At 42.9% G+C, this 24,477-nt stretch carries 22 protein-coding genes, 1 tRNA gene and 1 pseudogene; 13 read left to right on the forward strand and 11 right to left on the reverse strand.

Going from position 1 to position 24,477, the window contains the following annotated elements:
- Positions 1–39: 39 nt before the first annotated feature.
- Complete coding sequence (gene kdsB, locus K0O23_RS07075) at positions 40–777, forward strand: 3-deoxy-manno-octulosonate cytidylyltransferase (RefSeq protein ID WP_219876703.1); 738 nt, start codon at positions 40–42, stop codon at positions 775–777.
- A 389-nt stretch (positions 778–1,166) separates the two neighbouring features.
- Here the strand turns inward: kdsB and K0O23_RS07080 are convergent, their stop codons facing one another.
- The 4 genes from K0O23_RS07080 to gap form a co-directional block, all read right to left on the reverse strand.
- Positions 1,167–1,514 carry a translation initiation factor gene (locus K0O23_RS07080; RefSeq protein WP_219876704.1) on the reverse strand — a complete coding sequence of 116 codons (348 nt, stop codon included), beginning with the start codon at positions 1,512–1,514 and terminating at the stop codon, positions 1,167–1,169.
- A gap of 66 nt (positions 1,515–1,580) precedes the next feature.
- Positions 1,581–2,468 carry a diacylglycerol/lipid kinase family protein gene (locus K0O23_RS07085; RefSeq protein WP_246596974.1) on the reverse strand — a complete coding sequence of 296 codons (888 nt, stop codon included), beginning with the start codon at positions 2,466–2,468 and terminating at the stop codon, positions 1,581–1,583.
- A gap of 124 nt (positions 2,469–2,592) precedes the next feature.
- Positions 2,593–3,444, reverse strand: a complete 852-nt coding sequence (locus K0O23_RS07090; protein WP_219876706.1) for a universal stress protein — start codon at positions 3,442–3,444, stop codon at positions 2,593–2,595.
- A gap of 192 nt (positions 3,445–3,636) precedes the next feature.
- A complete protein-coding gene (gene gap / locus K0O23_RS07095; RefSeq protein ID WP_219876707.1) occupies positions 3,637–4,629 on the reverse strand; it encodes a type I glyceraldehyde-3-phosphate dehydrogenase in 993 nt (330 codons plus the stop codon).
- 178 nt (positions 4,630–4,807) lie between these two features.
- Here gap and K0O23_RS07100 point away from each other — a divergent pair.
- A tRNA-Glu gene (locus K0O23_RS07100) sits at positions 4,808–4,879 on the forward strand.
- A gap of 544 nt (positions 4,880–5,423) precedes the next feature.
- Positions 5,424–5,627, forward strand: a complete 204-nt coding sequence (locus K0O23_RS20130) for a hypothetical protein (protein WP_246596975.1) — start codon at positions 5,424–5,426, stop codon at positions 5,625–5,627.
- A 36-nt stretch (positions 5,628–5,663) separates the two neighbouring features.
- Here K0O23_RS20130 and K0O23_RS20470 read toward each other — a convergent pair.
- A pseudogene (locus tag K0O23_RS20470) lies at positions 5,664–6,437 on the reverse strand (recombinase family protein); the annotation flags it as partial.
- Between K0O23_RS20470 and K0O23_RS07110 the strand changes: the two are divergent.
- A complete protein-coding gene (locus K0O23_RS07110) occupies positions 6,391–6,624 on the forward strand; it encodes a hypothetical protein (RefSeq protein ID WP_219876708.1) in 234 nt (77 codons plus the stop codon). The pseudogene K0O23_RS20470 and the gene K0O23_RS07110 sit on opposite strands and share 47 nt — an antisense overlap.
- Here K0O23_RS07110 and K0O23_RS07115 read toward each other — a convergent pair.
- The 5 genes from K0O23_RS07115 to K0O23_RS07135 form a co-directional block, all read right to left on the reverse strand.
- Positions 6,621–7,025: a hypothetical protein gene (locus K0O23_RS07115; RefSeq protein ID WP_219876709.1), complete on the reverse strand. Its 405-nt coding sequence runs from the start codon at positions 7,023–7,025 to the stop codon at positions 6,621–6,623. The genes K0O23_RS07110 and K0O23_RS07115 overlap by 4 nt on opposite strands.
- Before the next feature lie 128 nt (positions 7,026–7,153).
- A complete protein-coding gene (locus tag K0O23_RS07120; RefSeq protein ID WP_219876710.1) occupies positions 7,154–8,095 on the reverse strand; it encodes a hypothetical protein in 942 nt (313 codons plus the stop codon).
- A 1,279-nt stretch (positions 8,096–9,374) separates the two neighbouring features.
- Positions 9,375–12,239: a type I restriction endonuclease subunit R gene (locus K0O23_RS07125; protein WP_219876711.1), complete on the reverse strand. Its 2,865-nt coding sequence runs from the start codon at positions 12,237–12,239 to the stop codon at positions 9,375–9,377.
- A gap of 17 nt (positions 12,240–12,256) precedes the next feature.
- Positions 12,257–13,522, reverse strand: a complete 1,266-nt coding sequence (locus K0O23_RS07130) for a restriction endonuclease subunit S (RefSeq protein WP_219876712.1) — start codon at positions 13,520–13,522, stop codon at positions 12,257–12,259.
- A gap of 2 nt (positions 13,523–13,524) precedes the next feature.
- Positions 13,525–15,102, reverse strand: coding sequence for a type I restriction-modification system subunit M (locus K0O23_RS07135; RefSeq protein WP_219876713.1), 1,578 nt, complete (start codon positions 15,100–15,102; stop codon positions 13,525–13,527).
- A 381-nt stretch (positions 15,103–15,483) separates the two neighbouring features.
- On the opposite strand from K0O23_RS07135, the gene K0O23_RS07140 reads away from it, so the two are divergent.
- The 9 genes from K0O23_RS07140 (at position 15,484) to K0O23_RS07180 (ending at position 23,458) form a co-directional block, all read left to right on the forward strand.
- Positions 15,484–15,753 (forward strand): response regulator transcription factor, encoded by a 270-nt coding sequence (locus tag K0O23_RS07140; protein ID WP_219876714.1) that lies wholly within the window; start codon positions 15,484–15,486, stop codon positions 15,751–15,753.
- Between the two features lie 44 nt (positions 15,754–15,797).
- Positions 15,798–16,799 (forward strand): AAA family ATPase, encoded by a 1,002-nt coding sequence (locus K0O23_RS07145; RefSeq protein WP_219876715.1) that lies wholly within the window; start codon positions 15,798–15,800, stop codon positions 16,797–16,799.
- A 35-nt stretch (positions 16,800–16,834) separates the two neighbouring features.
- The gene (locus tag K0O23_RS07150) at positions 16,835–17,710 is read left to right on the forward strand and encodes a DUF58 domain-containing protein (protein WP_219876716.1); all 876 of its coding nucleotides are present in this window, start codon (positions 16,835–16,837) and stop codon (positions 17,708–17,710) included.
- Positions 17,707–18,606 carry a BatD family protein gene (locus K0O23_RS07155; protein ID WP_219876717.1) on the forward strand — a complete coding sequence of 300 codons (900 nt, stop codon included), beginning with the start codon at positions 17,707–17,709 and terminating at the stop codon, positions 18,604–18,606. Before K0O23_RS07150 ends, K0O23_RS07155 begins: the two co-directional genes overlap by 4 nt.
- Before the next feature lie 5 nt (positions 18,607–18,611).
- On the forward strand, positions 18,612–19,607 hold the full coding sequence (locus K0O23_RS07160; protein WP_219876718.1) for a VWA domain-containing protein: 996 nt from the start codon (positions 18,612–18,614) through the stop codon (positions 19,605–19,607).
- 104 nt (positions 19,608–19,711) lie between these two features.
- Positions 19,712–20,599 carry a vWA domain-containing protein gene (locus tag K0O23_RS07165; protein WP_219876719.1) on the forward strand — a complete coding sequence of 296 codons (888 nt, stop codon included), beginning with the start codon at positions 19,712–19,714 and terminating at the stop codon, positions 20,597–20,599.
- 7 nt (positions 20,600–20,606) lie between these two features.
- Positions 20,607–21,284 (forward strand): tetratricopeptide repeat protein, encoded by a 678-nt coding sequence (locus tag K0O23_RS20560; protein WP_219876720.1) that lies wholly within the window; start codon positions 20,607–20,609, stop codon positions 21,282–21,284.
- 6 nt (positions 21,285–21,290) lie between these two features.
- Complete coding sequence (locus K0O23_RS07175; protein WP_219876721.1) at positions 21,291–22,700, forward strand: BatD family protein; 1,410 nt, start codon at positions 21,291–21,293, stop codon at positions 22,698–22,700.
- Positions 22,697–23,458 (forward strand): tetratricopeptide repeat protein, encoded by a 762-nt coding sequence (locus K0O23_RS07180; RefSeq protein ID WP_219876722.1) that lies wholly within the window; start codon positions 22,697–22,699, stop codon positions 23,456–23,458. Before K0O23_RS07175 ends, K0O23_RS07180 begins: the two co-directional genes overlap by 4 nt.
- On the opposite strand, the gene K0O23_RS07185 is transcribed toward K0O23_RS07180, so the two are convergent.
- Entirely contained in the window at positions 23,442–24,446 is a 1,005-nt protein-coding gene (locus tag K0O23_RS07185; RefSeq protein WP_219876723.1) for a hypothetical protein, read from the reverse strand. The two genes, K0O23_RS07180 and K0O23_RS07185, sit on opposite strands and share 17 nt — an antisense overlap.
- Positions 24,447–24,477: the final 31 nt, after the last annotated feature.

Raw genomic sequence — 24,477 nt, forward strand, 5'->3', positions numbered from 1 at the left:
ACGTACCTTTGGCAATTATAAAATCAGCCTGAACTAACCATGGAAGTACTCGGAATTATTCCAGCCCGCTATGCCAGCACCCGATTCCCGGGCAAGCCTTTAACCGATATTAACGGCAAAAGTATGATACAGCGGGTATACGAGCAGGCCAAAAGCGCAGACCTGGCAGAAGTGCTCGTTGCCACCGACGATCAGCGTATTTTTGAGCATGTGAAAAGCTTCGGAGGCAAAGCCGTCATGACAGCAGAGCATCACCAAAGCGGCACAGACCGTTGCTTTGAGGCCTACCAGCAGTATAACCAGCCATTCGAGTATATTATTAACATACAAGGCGATGAGCCCTTTATAAAACCTGAGCAGATAAACCTGGTTGCCAGCTGTTTCCGAAACCCGCAAACCCAGCTGGCTACGCTAATAAAGAAGATTGAGACAGCAGAAGAACTGTTTAATGTGAATGCACCAAAGGTAGTGATAAGCAAAACAGGCGATGCTTTATACTTTAGCCGGCAGCCTATACCCTATTGCCGTAACGTACCCAACGATATCTGGCACAGGCAACATACTTATTATAAGCACATCGGTATTTACGGCTACCACACCGACATCCTGGAGCAGATCACACAACTACCGCCATCAGCCCTGGAGTTGGCAGAATCGCTGGAACAATTGCGCTGGCTGGAACACGGCTTCAAAATCGCCACCGCCATCACTGAGTTCGAAACTATCGGCATCGATACCCCTGAAGACCTGGAGAGAGTTAAAGAGTTCAGGAGTTAGAGAGGTAAGAACGGAGAGACGCAATATTTTGCGTCTTTTTACATTACAAGAATTCCTGCCGTCCCGAGAGGTTTTGGGATGGCTATGTATGGCAGCAGTTTGAAACTGCTTTGCTTTGAAAAAGCAAGTATTGCGATGGCCCCGGCTATACTTTACACTTTGGCAATAATAGAACCCACCCTTGCCCCTCCAGGGAAATTTCTCACAAAGTATAAATCTGCTAATTTATACTTTTCTGCTCTCTCAGAAAGCCTCTATAAACTGGCAAGACAACAAGCTATCTCGTAAGCTTTTTTGAGCGGCAAATTATAAAGTAAAAGACGCAAAATATTGCGTCTCTACATCTCCCGAACTCTTAAAATCTCTAACTCTTAAACTCTCTAACTCCCTCATCCTCCTACGCGCTTGGCCTTATAACCAGCAGCCTGCAGCGTTTGCAGAATTTTGTCCCGGAAATCGCCCTGGATCAGGATCTCACCATCTTTGGCTGATCCGCCTACACCGCATTTGCTCTTAAGCATTTTACCTAGTTCTTTCAGATCGTCATCTGTGCCAACAAAGCCTTCCACTAAGGTTACCTGCTTACCACCTCTGGATTTTTTATCAAGCATTACTTTAAGACTCTGCTGTTGTGGTGGCAGCGTTTCCTGCTCCTGGTCCTGCTCATATTCGTAATGAAAATCAGAGCTGGTAGAATATACAATTCCCTGGCGGCCTTTCTTATTTTTATCTTTCATCTTTCTAATTAATAATCTGTAATGATCAAGGATAAGTATAAACCTTTATTACACATTCATCATTCATTAATCCATCCCTGCCGGCACGAGTACTCTAAGCGATAATGGGTTAATGTGCACATCAAACTCAGTTGCTTCGCCAATAAACTCACCGTCTGCATGGTACATGATTGGAGTATCGGTATTTACTTTTACGTGAGTGGTTTTAAAATATTCAGCGCTGTCAGCATTGGCCAACTGTTTTGTAAGCATACAATAACTTAGGTGCAGTGCTTTTACAAGATCAAGTTTACGTACCAGGCACACATCCAGCAGGCCATCCTCTATATCGGCGAGTGGCGCAATGTAGGCGTTGTTTCCGTACTGGGCAGCATTGGCGAAGGCCATCACGTAACAATCTGTTTCAAAAGCGTTGTCGTTTATTTTAGCTTTTACCGGCATGTGCTTATAGTTCATCACTTCCTTCATCACAAGCTCTACATAGGTTTTCAGGCCACGTTTTTTATTGCCGGCAAACACAGAGCTGATATAAGCATCAAAGCCAATACCTGCTGTTGTGAAAAATGGATGGTCGTTAATACTACAGCTATCTATGGTGATAATATGTCCGTTGTTGAGTGTTTTGATAGCTGCATCTAACCCCATAGGTATTTTAAGATGGCGAGCCAAACCATTCCCAGAACCCTTCGGAAGTACACCTAAAGCCGTTTCGGAATATAAAAGGCCGCGTGCCACTTCGTTCACGGTTCCATCGCCGCCAACTGCCACCACCATATCATATCCTTTATCTGCCGCCTCTTTTGCCAGCTTAGGTGCATGACCAGCATAATCAGTATAAACTACCTCATGCTTGTACTTGCTATGGTTAAGCAACTGCTCAATACGGTCCGCAACATCTATGCGGCTTTTGGTGCCAGAGGTTGGATTGATAATAAAACGGACATAAGCAGGCATCGGCATAATTTAGTACGTATAGGATTGCCGTAAAATTACTTTTTATGTAGAACAAACAAAAAAGCCTGCTGCAAACAATGCAACAGGCTTATACTTTATACTTGCAGGCAAGGGCAATTAATACTTATTTAAGGCTAAAAGTCAGTACAGGTATATTGGTATGGTTAACCAGGTCCTCGGCTATACTTCCACTAAGCAAATGCGACAGCCCTGTTCTGCCATGGGTTGCCATCATGATCAGGTCGGCACGGATATCTTCGGCAAAGTGAAGGATACCGTCTTCCTCCATCACATCGTTGTACACGTTTATAGTATAGTTTTGCAGGCCATACTTCTGTGCCGTATGCTCCAACTTCTGGCTAATATTGCTGCTTGATTCAAAAGCTCCCGGCGTATTGATATATACCAGATGCATTCTGGCGCCGAATAAGGCCTGGAAAGTTTTAAAATGTTCCACAGCATGCCGTATCTCACGTTTAAAGTCAGAAGCCAGCACAATTTCATTCACTGTAAATTCCGGGTTGCGCTGCTTTACAGTAAGTACCGGGCACGAGGCTGTGCGTACTACTTTCTCTGTGTTAGACCCTATCAGAAACTCATCCAACCCACTCGATCCCTTAGACCCCATCACCACCAGGTCTACGCCATCTTCTTTTATCGTCCTTTTTATCTGGTTGATTGGCCGGTTCACATCCACTTGTTGTACTACATCAACGCCTGCATGGTCAACAGAATTAACAAGACGTGCCATGTCTGCCTTTGTCTTCTCCAACAGTTGGAGCACGTACACATGCTCCATACTATCTGTTTGCATGGTTAGGTCTCCTGTCGCACTGAAGCCCGAACCATAGGGCACCTCAACAGCATGCATAACTTTAATGCCAGCGCCTGTTCGCCGCGCTATGGCAATGGCTACTTCAAACGCATTCCTGGCTTGTTCCGAAAAATCGGTGGGTACTAAGATTCTCTTGATCATCGGGTTTATGTTTTGTGGAAACTTAATTTACAAAAGTATCTTCATACTTTAATGTATTTTATGACAAGTATTATTTTCATACCTGAGAAATATCACTTTATACTTGCCTTAAACTAATGCAGTTGTAACACTTGAAAAAAACAAAGGCCTGTCCCAAACGGAACAGGCCTTTGTTTTAAAGTATGATTGTGCTTAGCCTAGCTTCGCGATCAGATCAGCAGCTCTGTTAGAGTAACCTGCTTCGTTATCGTACCAACCTACTACTTTTACAAGTGTCTCGTTGGCAGAAGTCATCTCGGCATCAAAAATACATGAGTGTGTGTTTCCAATGATATCAATTGATACGATTGGGTCTTCTGTATACTCCAGTATACCTTTCATTTCGCCTTCAGCAGCCTTTTTCATGGCAGCGTTGATCTCCTCTTTCGTAGCTGGCTTCTTCAAAACGACAGTTAAGTCAGTAAGTGAGCCATCAGGAATTGGAACACGCATAGCTACACCATCCAGTTTACCTTTTAGGTGAGGCAATACAAGACCAACCGCCTTAGCAGCACCCGTTGATGTAGGAACGATAGAGTAAGCAGCAGCACGCGCTCTTCTCAGGTCGCTATGCGGTGCATCCTGCAGGTTCTGGTCAGCAGTGTAAGCGTGTACAGTTGTGATGTATCCTTTCTCAATGCCAAATGTATCGTCCAGCACTTTAGCCATTGGCGCAAGGCAGTTTGTTGTGCATGATGCGTTAGAAACAATTGTCTCTTCGCCTGTCAGCACATCTTCGTTTACACCTAATACTACAGTTTTGATATCTCCTTTGGCAGGAGCAGAAATTACTACTTTGCGTGCACCGGCCTCTAAGTGGCCACCAGCGCCTTTTTCATCTACAAAACGGCCTGTAGACTCTAATACTACATCTACACCCAGCTTGCCCCAAGGCAGGTTCTTAGGCTCACGCTCTGCTGTGATCTGGATCTCCTGACCGTTTACGATAATGCCATTGGCAGAGGCCTCTACAGTACCGTTAAAGCGACCGTGCACAGAGTCATACTTTAGCAGGTGTGCCAGAGTTTTAGTATCTGTAAGATCGTTAATTGCAACTACTTCAATGTTCTCTTTCTGAAGCAGCGCCTTAAATGTAAGTCTGCCGATACGGCCAAAACCGTTAATTGCAACTTTTATTTTAGACATGGTATCTAAGTTTGAGAGTTTTGATTTAATGGTGCGAAGTTACGATTACCCTAGTGTAAAACCAATATTTTTTTCTATACTGATTTTGAAGCGCTTACCATTTTCAGCAAAAAAATTACACCTAAAAATTTTGCATGAATTAAAAGAGCCGTATATTTGCACCACAATTAGACAGAACGGCCCGTTCGTCTAGGGGTTAGGACGCCAGATTTTCATTCTGGTAACAGGGGTTCGATTCCCCTACGGGCTACTGAAAGGGAAAAGTGATTTTTTTGATCGCTTTTCCCTTTTTCTTTTTGCTCCAAAAACCTTTGTATCTGGCTGGAAAGGGCAAAAAAGCCATTCACTCTTTGGGTTTGATAACCCTCCATTTCACGGTCATAAAATACCCCTTCCGGGAACATCATCGCTTGCAGCTGTTTTCTTGATTGCACATTTGCTTTACTCCATGATTGTGAGATAGTTACCGCTTTTTCCAAGCCTATTTTGATGAACTCTTTTGGGTTCGATAAGGCTGGCGCGCACTTTTCCAAATTTTGCTCGATTTCCAGCAGCTCTGCTTTCAGCTCTGAGCTGAATCTGACAAAGAGTTCTTTCTCTATTTCACCAAAGGCATAACGTCGCTCTAGCGTATCTAATTTTTTCTTCAGCTCGGTATATTGGGTTTGCAACCGCTTTTCTTCTACCCTGCTTTCTTCAGTAAGCTTATAGTAGGTTTCTTCCATGATCTCAGCTAGCTTCGGAAGGTAACGCGGGTCTACTTCGAGTTCCGATAGAAAACCTTCGTACAGGTTATGCAGCTTACTGGCATTTCTATTAAGCTTACAGCCAATGGTGTTGCACTTGTAGTAATGGATCTGCTTTTTCTTCATTTCGTAACCGGTAAGCGGCTTTCGGCACGAGCCGCACTTGATGTGATGACGCAGGGGCAATTCTTCGTCTTCTTTGACCTGGGTATAGCCCTGCGCATTCTGTGCCTGCAGACCATTCACCTTTAGAAACATCTGGCGCGTAATCAGCGGCTCGTGCTGGCCTTCTACTACTTCTCCATCTTCCAGTAAGCCATGGCTGATTAAACCGCAATAGAAGGGGTTTTTAAATAGTTTAGTTAGCGTTTGGTTATAAAGTATTAGTCCTTGTGCTTTCAAGCGCTTGATGATGTCAGTATTACTTAATCCTTGTTCTGCTTTGAGCTGAAAAGCCAAACGGATGAGTTTTCCAGTTTTGTTAGGCTTTAGAATTACTTCTTTACCTACAATCACTTTATCATAGCCCATAGGCACCTTGCCCACCCACAACCCACGTCTAACACGCGCTTCCATGCTCGTCATGCACTTTTCCCGGCGTTGGTCATTATCGAATTGTGAGAACAGGAACTGAATACCCTGCTGCAGCTTGCCGGCGGCTGTCTGGGTGTCTACCGGCTGGGTAACAGCTACAACGGATATACCCATACACCCTAGTTCATCGACAATACCAATGGCCGAAGAGCCGGTTCTGGAAAAGCGATCGTGTGAGTAGACGATGATGTAACCCACCCTGAGTTTGCTTTTCTTCACAAACTCCAGCATTTTCTGAAACTCCTTGCGCTCGTCTGACTTAGCGCTTTCGTACGTTCCACCGAACTTACCTACCACCTGGTAGCCGTGGCGCTCCGCATAAGCGGTGCAGCGCTCTAATTGGGTAGACAAGCTTTGGTTCGTCTCGGCCTGTTCTTTAGTCGACACGCGGGTGTAGATGATAGCTACCTTACCGCGTGGTGTGGCTTTCTTACTGCCTTTCTGCAGTGGACGGGCAAAAATACTCAGCTCGTTCCCTTTCCCTAAAGCAGCGCGAAGTGCTGAAGGCTTTTTAGCTGGTGCAGGCTTATTAGCAGTAGCCTTCGTTTTAACTTTTACAGAAGGCTTTGTAGCTGACTTCTTTGTCTTTGGTGCAGCCTTAGCTACTTCAAGCACAGTTGCGGTGGTTTTCTTTTTCATGGTCTATTCTGGTTAATAAGAAAGGGACTGTGTTACTTTTTTGTTACTCTGGCCTTTCGAGTTTTGCACTTTCACTGCTTTTATAGATTCATGCTCTATTGTTCCGAAATCCTGATCTTGCAAATGCTGGTTAAATACCCAAGCCGAAAAGCGGAGCATAAAATCCACCTTTGCGTGCGCTTCTGCTTCGGTTAAGTGTTCTAACCCCGGTGTCTGACGTAGTTCGCACACATGGCGCTCTATTGATTCTACTTCTTCTGACAGCTGCTGATAATAGCTATCATAAGCGCTCAGCTGTTCTTCTGATTCAAGTTCTACAGCATTAGCAGCACTTACTTGGCCTTTCGGCTTTACTGGTGTGTTTTTACTGGTTTTTCTTTGGGTTTTCTGCTTTGGTTTTTGGGTTAAGATTTTCACTTTTGTGTTTGCCAGTGCCAGTGTCCGGGGCTACCAGTACAATGGCGGGCTTTTACGTTAGGGTGCGGGGCAACCGCTACCCTTGGCTCTTACCAGATCAGCGCCAGGCAAGAGTAAGCTACTTGGTACTAAATCCGGCGGCGATGCTCTTTGGTGAACTTCAGTCTGGAGCCCCCGCGGTTCTCCAGTTCTACCGACTGGTAATTTTTAAGCGCCAGCGTCTCGATCAGCTCTTTGGATAAGGCTTCATCCAGCATACCATCTGACGTGGTGCGCAAGGTGATCTGCCGCTTTTCATCAAAGGTGATGGTGACCTGCCGGAAACTTTTGTTTCGGATCGCTCTTACCACCTGCAATTCTTCATCTGAGAGCAAAGACAAACGCGGAATATAGTCGGCTTTGTCTTCGTCTAAGATAAAAGCTGCCAGGTGCTGGGTAATGGATAAAAACACATGCGTTCTACCCAGCAGCACCTGCCCTTCCGGTCCCATACCTTGCATCTCGTCCAGCCACGGCGCCAGATCACCTGACGGAAAAATCAGGATACCAGCTTCCTGCTTGCGGTACAAAGCAGCATATATCAACGATTCCAGCAGGCAAAGCTGCACGCCGTAATTGGCTTGGGCGGCCTGTACCTGTCCGCTTAGGTGTTCTGCGATAAAAGCTTCCACTTCTTTAGGAGACATCATTTTGCTGAGCTCGTCGCGCAGCTTAGCAATCATTTCCGGTGTTAGCGCTTCCGCCGGAATTTCCTGCAGGGCAAACAGGTATTCGCGCAAGGCTTTTACCCGTGCCAGCGGAAGACCTAGCTCCCGTAGTTCTTTGGCCATCTTCAGCCACAGGAACTCCAGAAACGAGAGCTTGGTCCAGGCCTGCTCTTCGGTTTTGGGTGCCAGTCCGGCTTTCTTCCAGTCCACGTACAGCTTGGGCGCTATACCGGATTGCTTTAACGAAAAGATCGGCTCGCGCAGCTTTTCATAAAGCTCCGGTAGTTGCTGCAAGTCAAGCTGCAGCGCAAAATCTGCAGCGTCTGTCGAAGCTTCTGTTTCCGGTAGTTCTGTCTCTTCCATCTTGGGTAGCTAAATCTATTATTTTACCCAAAGGTAATGTTTAACACACACTATACAACAACTTTGTAATATTTGTTTTATTTCAGGATAAAATATTTTCTGAAGCCAGTACTGAAGCTCAAAACAGCAGCTTAGGTATGCAAAAAGAATAGTGTCAAAAAATTGAAACCGGATCTCGCGTGCGCGCATGTACGCGCGCATCATGCGCAGACGGGCGCGATTATAGAAGTGTCGGTGCTGATTGCGGACGCAGAAAACAGGGCCGGAAAAGCAGCTAGTATGGCAAGAGCAGCAGCCTACCGCGCAGATTTAAAAAATTGTTGAGTTACGGAAGAATTCGCGGATAGCTAAGTTACGTGCGCACAAGCAGTTACCATCACTTTTTAGCGAGCCGGAAACAGATAAAACCAGCTACGGGAGTAGGTGTTTTTACGTACGGAATTGCGCCGGAAACCATAGTTTTAGAACACTCAGTACTGAAGCCCCAAAATCACCTTCCGTAACACGCTTCCGGAATCACTGCAAAATTAATCAGATTAATACGCACGCAACTAACGCTATACTAATGAGTTACAACTATAAATGACACCAAAAAACAGGCAAAAACAGCACTTTCCGTAGTTCCGCACTGCATGGCCTAAAGCCGAGCTTTTAGCCATTCACCCTGAAGGGCAAATTTTTACCGATCAATATCATGCTAAAGTACCACGGATAGCATGTGCCTAGTCAACAAAAATGTGCTCCGGAGATATGTGCGGTAGAAACCTGTAAATCCGTACGCAAAGAACACCGTATAACGCACCCGTAACAACGTGATTTTGTCCTCCGATACAACTTAGGTAAATCCTCTCTTTTCCGGCGCTCACACTACACGCAGGATCACGTTTCGTTACGGAGTATTTTTCCGTAGCCGGAAAGGCTGTTACAGAAAGTTACACGCATTTCCGTACACTTTTTTTGTTCCGTAAATCGTCAAAAGTCAGACATCCGTAGAAAGCGTAAATGAGCTGATTTCTGCACGTAAAAAACGGCTAAATTTACCACACAATTACCGGCTTCTAATTTAGTTATTAAATCAACTATAGAATGGCAGTCCGGAGTATGCAGTTTCTACGGTTTCCGGCGCTGAGTTGCACCTTTCTCTGCTCCTGTTTTAATCCTACTATGGCCTGTGGTTTTTTTTGTCTGATATCGGATTTTTCACCAGTTTCTTTAAAACACCTAAAACGCAGCTCTACTCACTTGCACTTTCTCAAGCCAACACCAACTATAAACTGCGCTACAACCTCGCTCCCATCCCACTGATAAACGTCTCGACAAAGCTCAGCATCTTAGCTGTAATCCGTTCGGCAATCGGCTTGCGTTCCAGCAGTTTTGGCTTGGCTGGTAGCATATCCAGCACTTCGTCGCGCAGGGGTGTGCGTTCGGTAAACAGGTAGTTACCCAATACCGCCTGTAACTTTACCGGATCCAATTGTTCTTCTTTGCTCATCTTCTCGAAGGCGGCCATTTGCTCCCGAGCCCAGAAGTTTTCAAACTGTTCCGGGATGTCGTCTATGTCTTCGATGTGCGGCAGGTTTTCTTCAATAAACTTGCGGATCAGCTCACGTTTACTGCGGAGCGATGGTTCGCCTGTCAGGGTCTCCAGGATAGCTTTCTTCTGCCGTTCTTTATCTTCTTCGCTGGCGCTGTTGAGCTTGCCGAGCAGTTTCAGGATGTAGGCTACATTGATGTCGTCGCGGTGGATGAGTTCCAGCTCAAAGTCCACGTCATCCAAGATAGATGCTTTCTCTTTTGGTTGTCCGGTATGGCTAGGGCTAAGGTCTACATACTTGCTTCTATAGTCTGCAAACTCCTGCTCTGCCATATCCACGGCATCGAAACTGAAATCAGAAAAAGTCTTCAGGATGTTCCAGATGCGTAGCAACTCACGGAATGACCTAACAAATGCCAATTGCTCTATCTCGCTTGGTAGTTCATTAACGCTGTCTACGGTAGGCACAATCTTGATCAGTTCGGCATAGGCAGCATTGAACTTTGCCACATAAACTTCATAGGGCTCTATAAAAATACTTGTGCCGTCAGAATCCTTATTAGAAAATAAAGCTACCGCATCGTCGGTGGCTTGTTTCAGGTTGCGGAACACCACAATATTGCCCTGCGACTTTTGCTCGGTGTATAGCCTGTTGGTGCGGCTGTAGGCTTGTATCAGGCCATGGTATTTCAGGTTCTTGTCTACATACAACGTGCTTAGCGGCGGGGAGTCGAAACCGGTCAGGTACATGTTTACCACCAGCAGCAGGTCTATTTCCTTATTCTTTACTCGCTTCGAGATGTCGTTGTAATAGTTGTAGAACGACTGGCTGTCTTTGGTCGAGAACTTGGTATTGAACAGGGTGTTGTAGTCAACTATAAAGGCATCCAGTTTCTCGCGGGTGTGGCTGTTAGCGGTAAAGGCTATAGTTGGCTCAGCAGCTACAGCTATTTCTTCGTCTTCCAGCATATAGTCGCCGGTGGCGCCTTTGTCTTCTTCGTTGGCGGTATAGCTGAAGATTGTGGCAATTTTCAGGTTGTGCTTGCCTTCGGCTTTGCGCTTCTGGAACAGCTCATAGTAGCGGATAAGTACATCAACGCTGCTTACACAGAACATGCCGGTAAACTCTTTGCCGTGCGTTTTGCGCGGGTGGTGCTCAATGATATAGTCCACGATCTTTTCCAGGCGCTGCGGGGCGTGCAGCAGCTCTTTGGTGTCGATGTCTTCTACTTCTATGTCTATCTCTGTATTGCTGCCTTCTTTCTCCCTATACCTGCCTACATACTCTACCGAGAACTTCAATACATTCTCGTCTTTGATAGCATCAGTGATCAGGTATTTGTGCAGGCAATCGTCAAACAGATCTTTTGTAGTGCGCTTTCCCTGGTCATTTTTAATCACATTCTCGGCAAAGATCGGCGTGCCGGTAAAACCGAACATCTGCGCCTTGGTAAAGAAGCTTTTGATGCGGTTGTGCGTCTCGCCAAACTGGCTGCGGTGACACTCGTCAAAAATAAACACCACGCGCGCTTCCCGTAAATGCTCCAGCTTGCCGGAGAAACGGGCGCTGCCGATGGCGTTGTTCAGCTTTTGTATCGTGGTAACGATAAGCTTGGTATCGCCGGAGAGCTGGCTGACCAGGGCACGGGTATCGTCGGTGCCGTCGATGCTGCCTGCCGAGAAGCTGTTGAATTCTTTAGTGGTCTGGTAATCCAGGTCCTTGCGGTCTACCACGAACACTACTTTGTGCACCTTGGGCAGCTGCATAAGCAATTGGCTGGCCTTAAAGGACGTGAGCGTTTTGCCTGAGCCGGTGGTGTGCCAGATGTAGCCGTTCTTGTCCGAGTTCTTTACCTTGTCGATGATGGCTTCGGTGGCATAGTACTGGTACGGGCGCAGCACCATCAGGATCTTGTGCGTCTCGTTGAGTACGATGTACTTGGTTACCATTTTGGCCAGGTAGCAGGGCTCCAGGAAAGCCTTGGTAAACGCCTCGAGCTGGGTGATGAGTTTGTTATCTTTATCGGCCCAGTAAAAGGTTTGCTTAAACGACTGGCGGCGGTTGTTGGCGTAGTACTTGGTGTTGACGCCGTTGCTGATCACAAACAGCTGCACGTACTGGAACAAGCCATGCGATGCCCCGAACGAGTGGCGGTGGTAGCGGTTTACCTGGTTAAAGGCTTCTTTCAGCTCCAGACCGCGACGCTTGAGTTCAATCTGAACCAGCGGCAGACCGTTTACCAGCAGCGTTACGTCGTAGCGGTTCTTGTAGGTGCCTTCTATACTTACCTGCTGGGTTACCTGGAACAGGTTCTGACACCAATGCTCCTGCTGCAGAAACTCCAGATATACGCTTGTGCCGTCGTCCTTGGTAAGCTGCATTTTATCGCGGAGCACTTTGGCGCGGTCGAACACATTGCCTTTGTTCAGGTGATTGAGCACACGTTCGAATTCCTTATCGGTCAGCGATACCTGGTTGTGCTTTTCCAGCTGCCTTTTCAGGTTGGCTAGCAGGGCCTTTTCGTCTTTTATCGTTACGTAACTATAGCCCAGCCCTTGCAGCTGCTTTACCAGGTTGTCTTCGAGTACCTGCTCCGGTTGTGTTCCCATAGGTTTATTTTGGCGGACTAAACAAACAGCTGCTGCAGCAAGCCTTTCTTGAATTGCTGCGCCTGTCCCAGTTGTTTAGAAGTATAGTTTATCTTGTTGTCGATGGAAGTAAGGAAGCTGGCAATTTTGGTTTGCTCTGCTATAGTTGGTCGCGGTAACTTAATATCGTTAAAAAACTCAACAACACTCATGTTAAGCAAACCATGATTACGTGCGCCTTCCTGAGCAATTTTATGCAATTCGCTATTCAAATTTCCACTGTTGAAATACTGCTCAAAGTATTCTTCTGAACTACCATCTTTAATTTTGAAGCAGATGTATAAAGTTGAAACAACTCCTTTGTCATACTTAGTTAATCTTTTGATAGCTCCCATCGGATAGCCTTTAGAGTAACTCTTGTTGTATGCAAAATCACCTTTCTGTAGCAGATAATAACCTGTTACATTTTCTGCTGATACTGATTTATTAAAGAAGTCTTCTTGGTTGATTAGTCCGTGTTGTGCTGAGATAGTAAGTACATTCTTATTGTTTTCAGCATTCTTAGATTTTACCCGCTCAAATACTTCACCTAGTTTCTTCTCCTCCCACACTGGAAAGTTGTTACCATTGTCGTCTTTGAAGCGGATCTGCTGGGAGAAGATCTGCTGCATCACCCCTTTTTTATACTTATCCAACAGAGACTTCTTCTTGCTCAGCTGCTGAATCTGGTCATCAACTATAGTTAGGAAAGAAGCTATTTTTTGCTGTTCGCCTATAGTTGGTATAGTTAAAGAAAGAGAGCGTATTGATAGTAAGTTTAATCCTGCTTTTGCACCGGAATCATTCAGCCTATTTAATCTCACGTTACTCTTGTTGGTTGAGAGATGATGCGCGATAAATTGTGAATCTACTTTTTTACTTAGTCTAACAAGTGCAACGTGTTGGTTTATATACGCCAAACCTAAATCACTTGGTATCCAACCTATTTTACCTAATTCAGCTGTAATTGAGATTAATATATCACCAAATTCAAGGCTCGTTCTTTTACCTTCCGAACTATTCTCAGGCAAACTCACAAATCTCAAATCATCTAAAATCAGGCTTATTCCCTTCTTTGGAAGATTAGTCATACGTATAAACTTATCTCCTGAATCAGAATAAAATTGAGCCCAATCACGAGAGCCACTTGTTATAGTTTTCGCTAAAGAACCTAATTTAACATTCACCCACTCCCCATAAAACTCAGGAAAGCGAAGCGCAGGCACGTTTTTCACGGCTGCTGTTATTTCTGCTGTTGCTTCCATAGTTAAAACGGTTTGGCTATTCCCAGCTCGTCACAAAACGCGGCTATAGTTTGGTCGGTGCTTTGCATCTCGTCTTCCAGCTGGGCAAGAGCGGCGGCTACTTCGTTCAGGTCTATCGCTACTTCCTCTTCAAAGGTATCCACGAAGCGCGGAATGTTCAGGTTATAGTCGTTGTCGCGTATCTCCTGCAGGCTGGCCACATGGCTATACTTTGGCTCAGGTTTGCGCTCGCGGTAGGTCGTAATGATCTTGTCAATATCGGAGTCGCGCAGGTAGCATTGCGTTTTGGCTTTCTCGTAATGCTGGCTGGCATCAATGAACAAGATGTTGTCGTTCTGCTCGCGGCACTTCTTAAACACCAAAATACAGGTTGGTATGCTAGTGCCATAGAAGATGTTGGCCGGCAGCCCGATCACGGCATCCAGGTAGTTGCGGTCCTCAATCAGGTACTGGCGTATGTGTCCTTCGGCTCCTCCCCGGAACAGCACGCCATGCGGCAGCACCACCGCCATGGTTCCGTTTTCAGCCAGGTGGTGTACCATGTGCTGCACAAAGGCAAAGTCGGCTTTGGAGCTCGGGGCCAGCTTTCCGTACTGGCTGAAGCGGTCGTCGGACAGGTGCAGCGGACTGGCGCTCCAGTTAGCCGAGAAAGGCGGGTTGGCAACTATAGCCTCGAAGCGGTGCTCCAGGTGCTGCGGATGCTCCAGCGTATCTTCCTGCCGTATGTCGAACTTCTGGAAGTGTACATCGTGCAAGATCATGTTCATGCGGGCCAGGTTGTAGGTGGTGCGGTTCAGCTCCTGCCCGTAAAAGTTAGATACTTCGTCTACTTCCTTGGCTACGCGCAAGAGCAAAGAGCCCGAGCCGCAGGTAGGGTCGTACACCGATTTCAGTTTGGTTTTACCGGTAGTCACCAGTTTGGCCAGCACTTTCGATACTTCCTGTGGGGTATAAAACTCACCTGCCTTCTTGCCCGCGCCGCTCGCAAACTGCCCGATCAGGTATTCGTAGGCATCGCCCAGCACGTCGGCTTCGGTATCTTCCAGCTTAAAGTCTATCTTGTCCAGGTGACCCAGCACTTTTGCTATCAAATCGTTCTTGGCAGCCTCGGTACGGCCCAGCTTGGTAGAAGTCAGGTCCAGGTCCTCGAAGAGCTTGTTGAAGTCGTCTTCGCTCTCGGTGCCCATGGTGCTCTGCTCAATGTGCTTGAGTACCTGCATTAATTCATCCAGTATAAAGTTGCTTGCGCCCTCCTCCTTGCTGTTAGAGTTGCCTTTACGGGCCAGCTCCTTAAACAGCTCCGTCGGCTTCAGGAAATAGCCCAGACTAGCCAGCGCTTCTTCTTTTATCGCCTCCAGGTACTCCTGCCCTTCTGCGGTGCTTTCGTTTATATCAGCATACTTAACGCCATCTTCGGCCAGTATCTTGTTGGCGTACAGCTCCATCTTCTCCGACAGGTATTTGTAGAAGATAAAGCCCAGTATATAATCCCGGAACTCGTCAGCGTCCATTTTGCCGCGCAGGGTATTGGCGATGTTCCAGAGTTGTTGTTCTAATTGGCGTTTGTGGTTTTCAGACATGGATAAGCTAAAAGTGTACTCAGTTATGCAGGGTTAGCCTGCTTACCAAAAGTACAAAATAAAGCTATATAGTATATGAAAGTTACTATATAATTCTGATGCTTTAATTTGGGACAGCCTACTGCACAAAAACTCAAATGGTATTAACAGGTTAGACTTGGCCCTATAAAGCTGTTAAAGCAAAGCTTGGATTCATCTACTACCTAAAACTAGGTATTTACCATTTTCTAATATACCAGTTAGAACTAAAACAACAGCTAAACGTTACACTTATCTAACATTTATTATAATTGTTTTTATTTATCTAGCTCTCTTGTTTTCAAACTTTTTTTTAGTGTGCAGAGAAGCATTACGACTGAATATCACCTTAAATTAATTTCAATGGAACATCAGTACTTAACCTATGCAGTAGCAGAAAGGGCAGATTCTTTGGATTCTAACACCAGGCCCCTATTAACAAAACGTGAAACAGAGATACTTAAGCTTATTACTGAGGAATACTCTAGTATAGAGATTGCAGATATGCTCTGCATCAGCTTAAAAACAGTAGATACACATCGTAAAACCATTATCCGGAAAATAGGCGCTCGCAATGTGGTAGGCTTGGTACGATATGCGCTACAACTCAGAATAGCTAACTGGAACATTTGATTTACCAGGATAACCACCTTCTCCTTTGCTAACATTTTAAAATCATGCTACAGCCAACAGCATTGCAGGATTATACTCTAAAAGAAAAAGTACAGCTGGATAGCTATGTACTTAAGGAACTGGTACAAGAGCTTGAAAAAAATATTGTGGGCCAGCGTAGAATGATAGACAGACTTATAATAGCTCTGCTAGGTGGTGGGCATATATTGCTGGAAGGTGTTCCGGGACTTGCAAAGACTCTTGCAGCAAAAGCTTTAGCTACATCAATTAGTGGATCTTTTCAAAGAATACAATTCACTCCAGACTTACTTCCATCCGACATAACTGGCACCACTATATTTAACCTGGAAACCCATGAATTTATACCTAAGAAGGGACCAGTGTTTACTAATTTCCTACTTGCTGATGAAATAAACAGGGCTCCTGAAAAAGTACAAAGTGCTTTATTGGAAGCAATGCAGGAGAAGCAGGTAACAATAGGAGACTACACGTACAAAATTGAGGGACCATTTATGGTACTAGCTACTCAAAACCCTATTGAGCAACACGGCACCTATACTTTACCCGAGGCACAATTAGATAGGTTTATGCTTAAAATAATCGTGAATTACCCGAGTTTTGAAGAAGAACGCCTGATCATGCAGCTAAATCAAAAACCCGCTTTACCTGCCATTGAACCTGTGTTGCATCTGGACCAAATCATAAGCTTAAGAACAACAGTTAATGAGATATACATTGACAGTACAATTGAAAGCTACATTCTAAAAATAATCTTTGCTACAAGGTCCCCAGAAAAATACCAGTTGCCTCAACTTCAGAAATTAATCCGTTCAGGAGCATCACCAAGAGGAACTGTAAATATGGCTACAGCTGCCAAAGCAAAGGCGCTACTAGAACACAGAGATTATGTTATACCAGAGGATGTTAAAGATGTTTGTTTAGATGTGCTGCGCCACAGAATCTCAGTTAGTTATTTAGCTGAAAGTGAAAATATTACATCTGACATTCTACTTAAGGAAATCCTTGAACATATAGATGTTCCTTAGCAACTTCTAAACTTTTGCCCGACTCAATCGCTCTTATGGAATCACTACATCATTATTTAAGGAAAGCTCAGCAGTTTGACGAGGTGGTTTTAAAAGCCCAAAAACTATCTAACCAGATATGTCATGGCAACCAGACAAGCATTTATAAAGGCCAGGGCAACCTGTTTGAAGAAGTCAGGAAATATCAGTACGGCGACGATGTGCGCACAATAAACTGGGGAATTACAGCAAAGCTACGCCAGACATATGTTAAGACCTATAACAAGGAAAAGGGGCAAACGATATGGTTAGTGATAGATGTTAGTAAATCTGGAATATTTGGGACCAGAGAACGTACTAAAATTGACACAATAAAAGAATTAAGTGTAGTACTGGCGCTTATAAGCTTAAAAAACAATTGCAGCGTAGGTGCACTAGTTTTTAGTGATAAAATAGAACTAATACACCAGCCTTCAACTTCATTCTCAAGTTTCTCAAAACTCCTTTATCCACTTCTATCATTCTCTTCTAGCAGACATAAAACTGACTTTGCACCTGCACTAGACTATTTAATAAGCAGAAGTTCTTCAGGAGCTTTAGTATTTATAATCTCAGACTTTATTTCTTCAGATTATCAGGAAAAGGTTAAAATATTGGCTCAAAAACATGACCTCATCGGTATCCGTGTATACGACCGAACGGAACTTGCTTTCCCTAAACTCTCCTATATGAACTTAGTAGACACAGAATCTAATCAGAAGATATTTGTAGACACGTCATCACAAAGCTTTAAAGCAGGCTACGAGAAATGGTTAAACTGTCACCTTGATTACTTCTATAATACTTTTACTTCTCTCGGACATCAATCTCTAGATGTTGCGACAGATGAAGACTATGTAGAGAAGCTCAAAAAACTATTAAAAAAGTCATGAGATTTCTGCACTATAGCAACGTAGCTAAAGCATCTCTTATGATGTGCTTCTGGTTGTATATTAATGACAGCCTATTGGCAAATCCAGCCAAGCCAACTATAAATGTTTCAATTAACAAGAATGAAGTTATGGCGGGGGAGCTAATCAAAATATCAGTAGAAATTATATCCAAGCCTGATGTAAAAGTCAAATATTATGGCTCAGGAGATAGCCTTCAAAGCTTTATAGTGGTTGAAAAACAAAGAAGTATAGCTCTGATAAACGACAGATATAAGAAAGAACGTTTTAATTTTGCTTTAATTGGAACAGATCCGGGTGCAAAAGAAATACCAGCTTTGCCATTCTTAGCTATCACACCACATAGCAAGCAAATAGTATCAACAGAAGCCATGCCAATCACCATTTTCTTACTGCCTTCAGATACTTCAATTCCTCACAAAGGTATACTCTCCTCTGTTCCCATTACTTATAGCATAGAAGAACTACTTCCTTATTTCATAACTGTCGTTTTGACGATGCTAACACTTCTATGCTACACTTACAGGGACAAGCTGCGCAGTTGGAGAACAGGTATACAAAGAGTAATATTTTATCGGCAGTCGCTCAACAATTTAAAACATATTGCAAATGCGCATGATGCGGCAATAATACTACCTCAGGAGCTAAGAAACTATTTAGCTGGTTACTTAAGTATTCAAACGTCAGCTTCTACCTCTGAAGAGATAATAAAAGAACTTGGACGAAAGCAAATAGACAGCCACCTGATCCAAAAGCTCGAGAGAGTTCTAAAAGAAACCGATAACGTACGTTTTGCTCCTAAATCCGACTGTATTAATCATCAGGAATTACTGAGCATCAGCAGGGAGTTCATTATATCAACAAAGGCTTTAAGCTGAAATTTATGAAGCATCTGACTTTTGCCAATCCCGAACTTTTATGGCTCCTACTGATAATGCCAATAATACTTATAAAGTACTATAGAAGTAAAAGAAGTAACCAGGTACAAGGACTTCAGATTTCATTCGTTGATAAGCTATCGATACAAAGTAATAGTTTCCCTCCTACTCTACTGTTTCTTATACTTCGAATAGCAGCAATCTTATTTCTTGTTATAGCTATCTGCAGACCAGTAAAGAAAGAGCAAGTCATCACCTTTCTTCCTAAACAACAAGTATCAATAATGTTAGCGGTTGATGCTTCCAATAGTATGTTGGCTCAAGACCTGAAACCTAACCGCTTAGAAGCTTTAAAAGATATTGCTGGAGAATTTATTGACAAGAGAAGTAATGACAGAATGGGTTTAGTCGTGTACGCTGGTGAAAGCTATACTGCCTGCCCTCTAACAGATGATCATCAACTCTTGAAAGGATTACTGAAAGATGCTAACTCTTCTTTTCTCCCAGATGGTACGGCGATTGGCATGGGATTATTGTCTGCAATTAACCGGCTAAGGAACAGCGATACAACTGGCAAGGTAGTCATATTATTTACTGATGGGGAAAATAATGCCGGTTCGGTTTCTCCTTTGAAAGCAGCAGAGATAGCATCAAAATATGGAATAAAAGTTTATACAGTGGGCATTGGCACAGTAGGCAAGGCAGATTACCCTACTAAAGACGCTCAGGGTAAAGTAAAACTTATAAAGGTTCCTGTTTCAATAGATGAGAAAACATTAAATGCAGTTGCTGCAAAAACAAATGGGCGGTACTTCAGAGCAAAAAATAACCGCGACCTTAATCTGATCTATCAGGAAATAAGCAAGGAAGAAGAAGTTGAGTCCCAACTAGTATCACATGAGCAACAGCAGGAGTATTTTCTACCCGTAGCCTTTACGGCTCTGGCTCTGATAGCAGCAGAAATCATATTTAGATATACCATTCTAAAGCAATTTGCCTGATTATGCTAAAACTATTTCATCAATACTACCTGCTGCTATTGCTGTTGTTACCCTTACTGGTAGTACTATTTGCTTTATACTTAAGATGGAGAAGTTTTATAGTCTTGAAATTAGGTAAACCGGACCTGGTAGCGAAACTACTGATCGGACATTCAAGACATGTACTAGTTTTTCAATTCCTCCTGTTACTGTTTGCCTTATCTTTTCTGATCACAGCCATTACTGACCCTCGTATCAGCATAGAAAAACCACAGACAAACACTACACAAAGCAATGTGATCTTTCTAGTAGATGTTTCCTTAAGTATGCTCGCTGAGGATGTGCCTCCTAACCGACTCGAGAAGGCGAAGTATATCATTTCGCAGACTATAGCAGAGCTCACTAACGCTAAAGTATCAATTATACTATTTTCTGGTATTAGTTATCCGCTAGTACCTTTAACCTACGATCACTCAGATGTTCAGAATTCATTAGCAGCTATACAAGCTGACATACTTCCTGTTCCAGGCTCATCTATTAGCGAAGCGCTGAAAATTGCGACCATAATGCACAACAGCAACTATGCAAACGATAACAGGTTCATTCTAATTTCTGACGGAGAAGATCATACAAGTGATACAGAGACTCTTCTTGACAGTATCGCGAATACAGGCATCAGAATATATACAATAGGTATAGGCACAAGCCTGGGAAGCACCATACCTCTAAGAAGATCCTCTGGCAAGCTGGTTTTAAAAACTGACGCAAGTGGCTTACCGGTAAAAACGCATCTGAAAGCTGATGTTCTAAAAATGATTGCCGAAAGAACAGGAGCTGAATATATTACAGTACATACAACTAAAGGTGCCGTGGAATTCATACGTAAGGCTGTAGTCCAGAACAGCACTCAAGAGGCCTATATCACTGCATATTACCATCGGCCACTTTTCCAGTGGTTAATTGGCGCTACGCTCCTGCTTTTACTTACTGAATTCTTTATAAGCAAACCCTGAGTGAATTATGAATATCTATTTTATACTTCTGTTTATCTTAGTTAACAATTTTCCTACTATTGATTCCGCAAGAGGATTAGCAAGAAGGGCTCTTCAGCAAGAGATGCATGGAGATTTAGATGACGCTGAAGTCAATTACAAACGCGCTTTGAAAAGTGCTCCATCCTTATATCAGGCACAGTTCAATTTGGGTAATACTCTATTCTACCAGGAACGATATGCAGATGCTTTAATTGCTTACCAGAAACTCATTTCAACACGAGGTGTGGCAGCAGACCTAAAGGCTAAAGCATATCATAACACTGGAATTACCTATTTGCAGCTTCGTAAGTTTAGAGAGAGCAAGACTGCTTTGCTGCAGTCTTTAAAACTGCAGCCCAACGATAGTTCCGCCCTTTATAGTTTATCCTATTTACTTGCTGTTACATCTAAGTTGAACAAACAATCAGCTCATCATAAAGAGCAAGGAAGTCAGGATGCACAAGGAGATTCTAATTTGGAGGATTGTCGTGCTGACGAACATAATAAAAGTGATGCTGAGAATATTTCGACAGCCACTACAGATGATAAGAAAGTCGAAGAACTGATTTTAAACTCTCAGGAATTGAACGAGCAAAAAATTAAAGAAAGAATGAAAGTAAAAGTCTCAGCTAATAATAAGCCAATAGTTAAAAAAGATTGGTAGAACTCTATGGCTACTAGAATAATATATGTAGGATTGAGTGTACTACTGTCTCTAGTATGTATGTCTCATTCTGTGGCTCATAGGCAGGAAAATAGCTACCCTATTTATAAAGGGGAAGAAATTTTGTTGCTCTGTGTCACATCTAAAGATCAGGTATATGTTGGAGAGCCATTTACAGTAACTTTTAAGCTACTAACTCAGAGGTCAGTTAGTGAAGCACTAATCTTAATTGAGCCATTATTCTCTGAATTTAGTGTCAAACAAATTAGTAAACCCGGAGCATCAAGTGAGGAAGTTTACAAAGGCAAAACATATAAATCTACGATTCTCAAGCATGAATTGCTCATTCCAGAAAAAGCTGGTAGAGTAAACATTTCTCCCATGCGGCTTTCGTTAAATATAGAGATGCCACCAGACCCATCGGACTTTTTCCTGATCGAAAAGTTTTCAAAATTTGAAATAACCTCTGCACTCAAGGAAATAAACGTCAAACAATTGCCCGGCACAACTCATTCTTTTTCAGGAGCCATTGGAAAGTATAAAATTGAAACATCTGTTTCAAAGGATTCAGTTAAACATAATGAGCCTATTTATTATAAGATTCTGATTGAAGGCAACGGCAACTCTCTTAATTTACTACCACCTCAGGTTCTATTTCCTAGCTCATTAGAAAGCTATAAGCCTACTGCACTACTTGATATGCAAGTAACTACGAACGGGTATAAAGTAAAACACACTTATCAATATACTTTAGTACCTATCAAAGCTGGTACAATAGAAATACCTTCATTCTCTTTTACATACTTTGATATAGGAGAAGATGCCTTCAAAACTCATAAAACATCAGCGCATATTCTAAACGTTTCAGCAGCAGATGCTTCAACGCACTCTGCTGATATAGCAAGTATGGAGCGAGGGCCTAAACTAATTCTGCAACCGAGCAATCTTATAAAGGCAGGGGTATATACTCCTAACTCTTCTAATTACCTAGGTATAATTTTAATAAGTATAGTCGGCTTTGTTGCTCATGCACTTTTTGTCTTAGTTATCAGGAAAAGAAACACTAATTCGATTTCAGTAATTAAGAGAAATGCCTATAAAAGAGCAGCGCATCAACTCTATAGCGTGCCGGCCCCTGATCAAGATAATTATAAATTAATTAGTCAAAATATTTTGGGCATCATCTCTACTTTTATTTCAGAAAGATTTAGAATGGATGGAGAAAATTATTCAACTACGGTCTACCATATTATGGCTCAATATTGTGTTAGTGAAGACACAATTGTCGAGTTTAAAGACCTTGTTTCAGTATATAATGAACTTGGGTATTGCTCCAGAGAAGCTGAAATGAATTTCTATCAGCTGCGCACTTCAACTCTAGACATTCTAAAACAAATAGACCGGGAAGCATTATGAAGTACAGTGCACAGATATTAACGCTACTGCTAGGATTACTACCTATTAGCAAAGCATACATGCAACCTCTTGAAAAGATTTATAAAGATGCTGTAGGAGAAACAGAAAAAGGAAATTATAATGACGCAATAATACTTTTTGAAAGTGTACTAACAAGCGGTTCAGAATCAGCTGCGCTTTACAATAACTTAGCATACTGTTACTATGCAAATAATAAGTTTGGATTAGCAATATTAAACTTTGAAAAAGCAGCTCTTGTTGATCCAGCCAATCAAGATGTACAAAAAAACTTAATGAGTGTTAGGCAAACGTTGGGTTTGACACAAAAGTCAATCTCCGGCAATCCTGCTCATATTATGCTACAACACTATACATACTTTTTAAGTTTGGATCAGCTTATGTTCATTTGCACAGCACTGCTAGTTGTAAGTCTATTATTGTTTTCTATTAACTTTTATGTACCCAATAATGTCTTACGCTATGCGGGAACTGTTCTTCTTATAGGCTCTTTGTCTACGTTATTTGTGGTATATTTCCAAATAGTTGTGAGAAACAGTAGTACTAAAGCGGTGGTAATAACTGGACCGGCTGATGTCAGAAGTGCTGCCAGTAATAATGCAAAAGTGATCAATTCAATAACTGAAGGAGAAACCGTTTTACTGCTAGATAGCTTTGAAGGCTGGTATAAGGTGGAATTAAGTCCTGGCAACAAAGGCTGGGTAGCAAAAGATGCATTAGAAATTATAAAGTCTCTTTAAGATGCTTTTTCCCCAAACCTAAACTAGTACCCAGTCTTACACCAGCATAGTACATACCAAATTCGTACTCCTTTGTCCCAAACCATTGAAAATAAGGAGCTACATCAATAACTAGTTTCATTATTTGTACTTCTCCACCTATACTTAATGATGCACTAGGGCTGATGTTGTATTCACTTGTTACTTCCATCCATACATCATCCCGACTTTCGTCATAATAGTTCTTGAACGATGTTTTGTGCATCACAATACCCACATCGCCGGCCAGGAAGAAGTTATTTCCCAAGTAATATTTAGCTCCAACCAAAATCGGTACAGTTTTCAGTATACTCTCAGCAGGTTTAGTTGAATTAGTACTGTCTTCCTTTACCCATTGAGAATACCCTGCTCCAAAGCGAATACCAAAATTATTCAGTACGTTGTACTGTACACGCACTAATCCTCCTTGCCCTTTGCCAAAGTCAACAGATTCTTTTTCTTCAAAAACACCTGTTAACATATTAGAAAAATCTGCTACTAACCCCACATTAAGCTTATAATAAAATTTAGCTTTTTCTTCTTTGGCCGATTTAACTTTCTGTTCTTTGATTCCAGTAGCAGTTTCTTCATCTATTTTGGCTTCTGTCTTATGGTCACTACCTGTTAATGACTCTTCCTTTAGCTTGCTACCTACAGTTGCATTAGCCTTTTCTAGTGAATTATTTTTACGCTTCTCTCTTTTAGCTAGAACATTATCTGATTCTACAGCATAGTGTTCTACATAACCATTACTATACTCTATCCTTATTAAATTGCTACTTCTAAGAGTATAGACTGGTCCGTCCAAGTTTTCATGTTTTCTGAAGGTAACTAAGCTATCGGATACTTCTACAACCTTTCCTTTAATGACTTGCTTATCTTTTGTATGGAGGAGATCATAGCTTATAATTTGTGCATGTAACTCCAAATTAAATAGCATAAATATTACTGTAAGCAGCGCAGTTCTCATTTCTATATTATTTAGAGCTGTTGATATAGTT

Source organism: Pontibacter aydingkolensis (assembly GCF_019443125.1).
In the GTDB taxonomy this organism is placed as follows: Bacteria; Bacteroidota; Bacteroidia; order Cytophagales; family Hymenobacteraceae; genus Pontibacter; species Pontibacter aydingkolensis.

What these genes read in the sequence shown, in the direction of transcription:
- kdsB (WP_219876703.1), top strand. Translation starts at nt 40, where the DNA reads ATGGAAGTACTCGGAATTATTCCAGCCCGCTATGCCAGCACCCGATTC.
- K0O23_RS07080 (WP_219876704.1), bottom strand. Translation starts at nt 1,514, where the DNA reads ATGAAAGATAAAAATAAGAAAGGCCGCCAGGGAATTGTATATTCTACC.
- K0O23_RS07085 (WP_246596974.1), bottom strand. Translation starts at nt 2,468, where the DNA reads ATGCCTGCTTATGTCCGTTTTATTATCAATCCAACCTCTGGCACCAAA.
- K0O23_RS07090 (WP_219876706.1), bottom strand. Translation starts at nt 3,444, where the DNA reads ATGATCAAGAGAATCTTAGTACCCACCGATTTTTCGGAACAAGCCAGG.
- gap (WP_219876707.1), bottom strand. Translation starts at nt 4,629, where the DNA reads ATGTCTAAAATAAAAGTTGCAATTAACGGTTTTGGCCGTATCGGCAGA.
- K0O23_RS20130 (WP_246596975.1), top strand. Translation starts at nt 5,424, where the DNA reads ATGCAGCTTACTGGCATTTCTATTAAGCTTACAGCCAATGGTGTTGCA.
- K0O23_RS07120 (WP_219876710.1), bottom strand. Translation starts at nt 8,095, where the DNA reads ATGGAAGAGACAGAACTACCGGAAACAGAAGCTTCGACAGACGCTGCA.
- K0O23_RS07125 (WP_219876711.1), bottom strand. Translation starts at nt 12,239, where the DNA reads ATGGGAACACAACCGGAGCAGGTACTCGAAGACAACCTGGTAAAGCAG.
- K0O23_RS07130 (WP_219876712.1), bottom strand. Translation starts at nt 13,522, where the DNA reads ATGGAAGCAACAGCAGAAATAACAGCAGCCGTGAAAAACGTGCCTGCG.
- K0O23_RS07135 (WP_219876713.1), bottom strand. Translation starts at nt 15,102, where the DNA reads ATGTCTGAAAACCACAAACGCCAATTAGAACAACAACTCTGGAACATC.
- K0O23_RS07140 (WP_219876714.1), top strand. Translation starts at nt 15,484, where the DNA reads ATGGAACATCAGTACTTAACCTATGCAGTAGCAGAAAGGGCAGATTCT.
- K0O23_RS07145 (WP_219876715.1), top strand. Translation starts at nt 15,798, where the DNA reads ATGCTACAGCCAACAGCATTGCAGGATTATACTCTAAAAGAAAAAGTA.
- K0O23_RS07150 (WP_219876716.1), top strand. Translation starts at nt 16,835, where the DNA reads ATGGAATCACTACATCATTATTTAAGGAAAGCTCAGCAGTTTGACGAG.
- K0O23_RS07155 (WP_219876717.1), top strand. Translation starts at nt 17,707, where the DNA reads ATGAGATTTCTGCACTATAGCAACGTAGCTAAAGCATCTCTTATGATG.
- K0O23_RS07160 (WP_219876718.1), top strand. Translation starts at nt 18,612, where the DNA reads ATGAAGCATCTGACTTTTGCCAATCCCGAACTTTTATGGCTCCTACTG.
- K0O23_RS20560 (WP_219876720.1), top strand. Translation starts at nt 20,607, where the DNA reads ATGAATATCTATTTTATACTTCTGTTTATCTTAGTTAACAATTTTCCT.
- K0O23_RS07175 (WP_219876721.1), top strand. Translation starts at nt 21,291, where the DNA reads ATGGCTACTAGAATAATATATGTAGGATTGAGTGTACTACTGTCTCTA.
- K0O23_RS07180 (WP_219876722.1), top strand. Translation starts at nt 22,697, where the DNA reads ATGAAGTACAGTGCACAGATATTAACGCTACTGCTAGGATTACTACCT.
- K0O23_RS07185 (WP_219876723.1), bottom strand. Translation starts at nt 24,446, where the DNA reads ATGAGAACTGCGCTGCTTACAGTAATATTTATGCTATTTAATTTGGAG.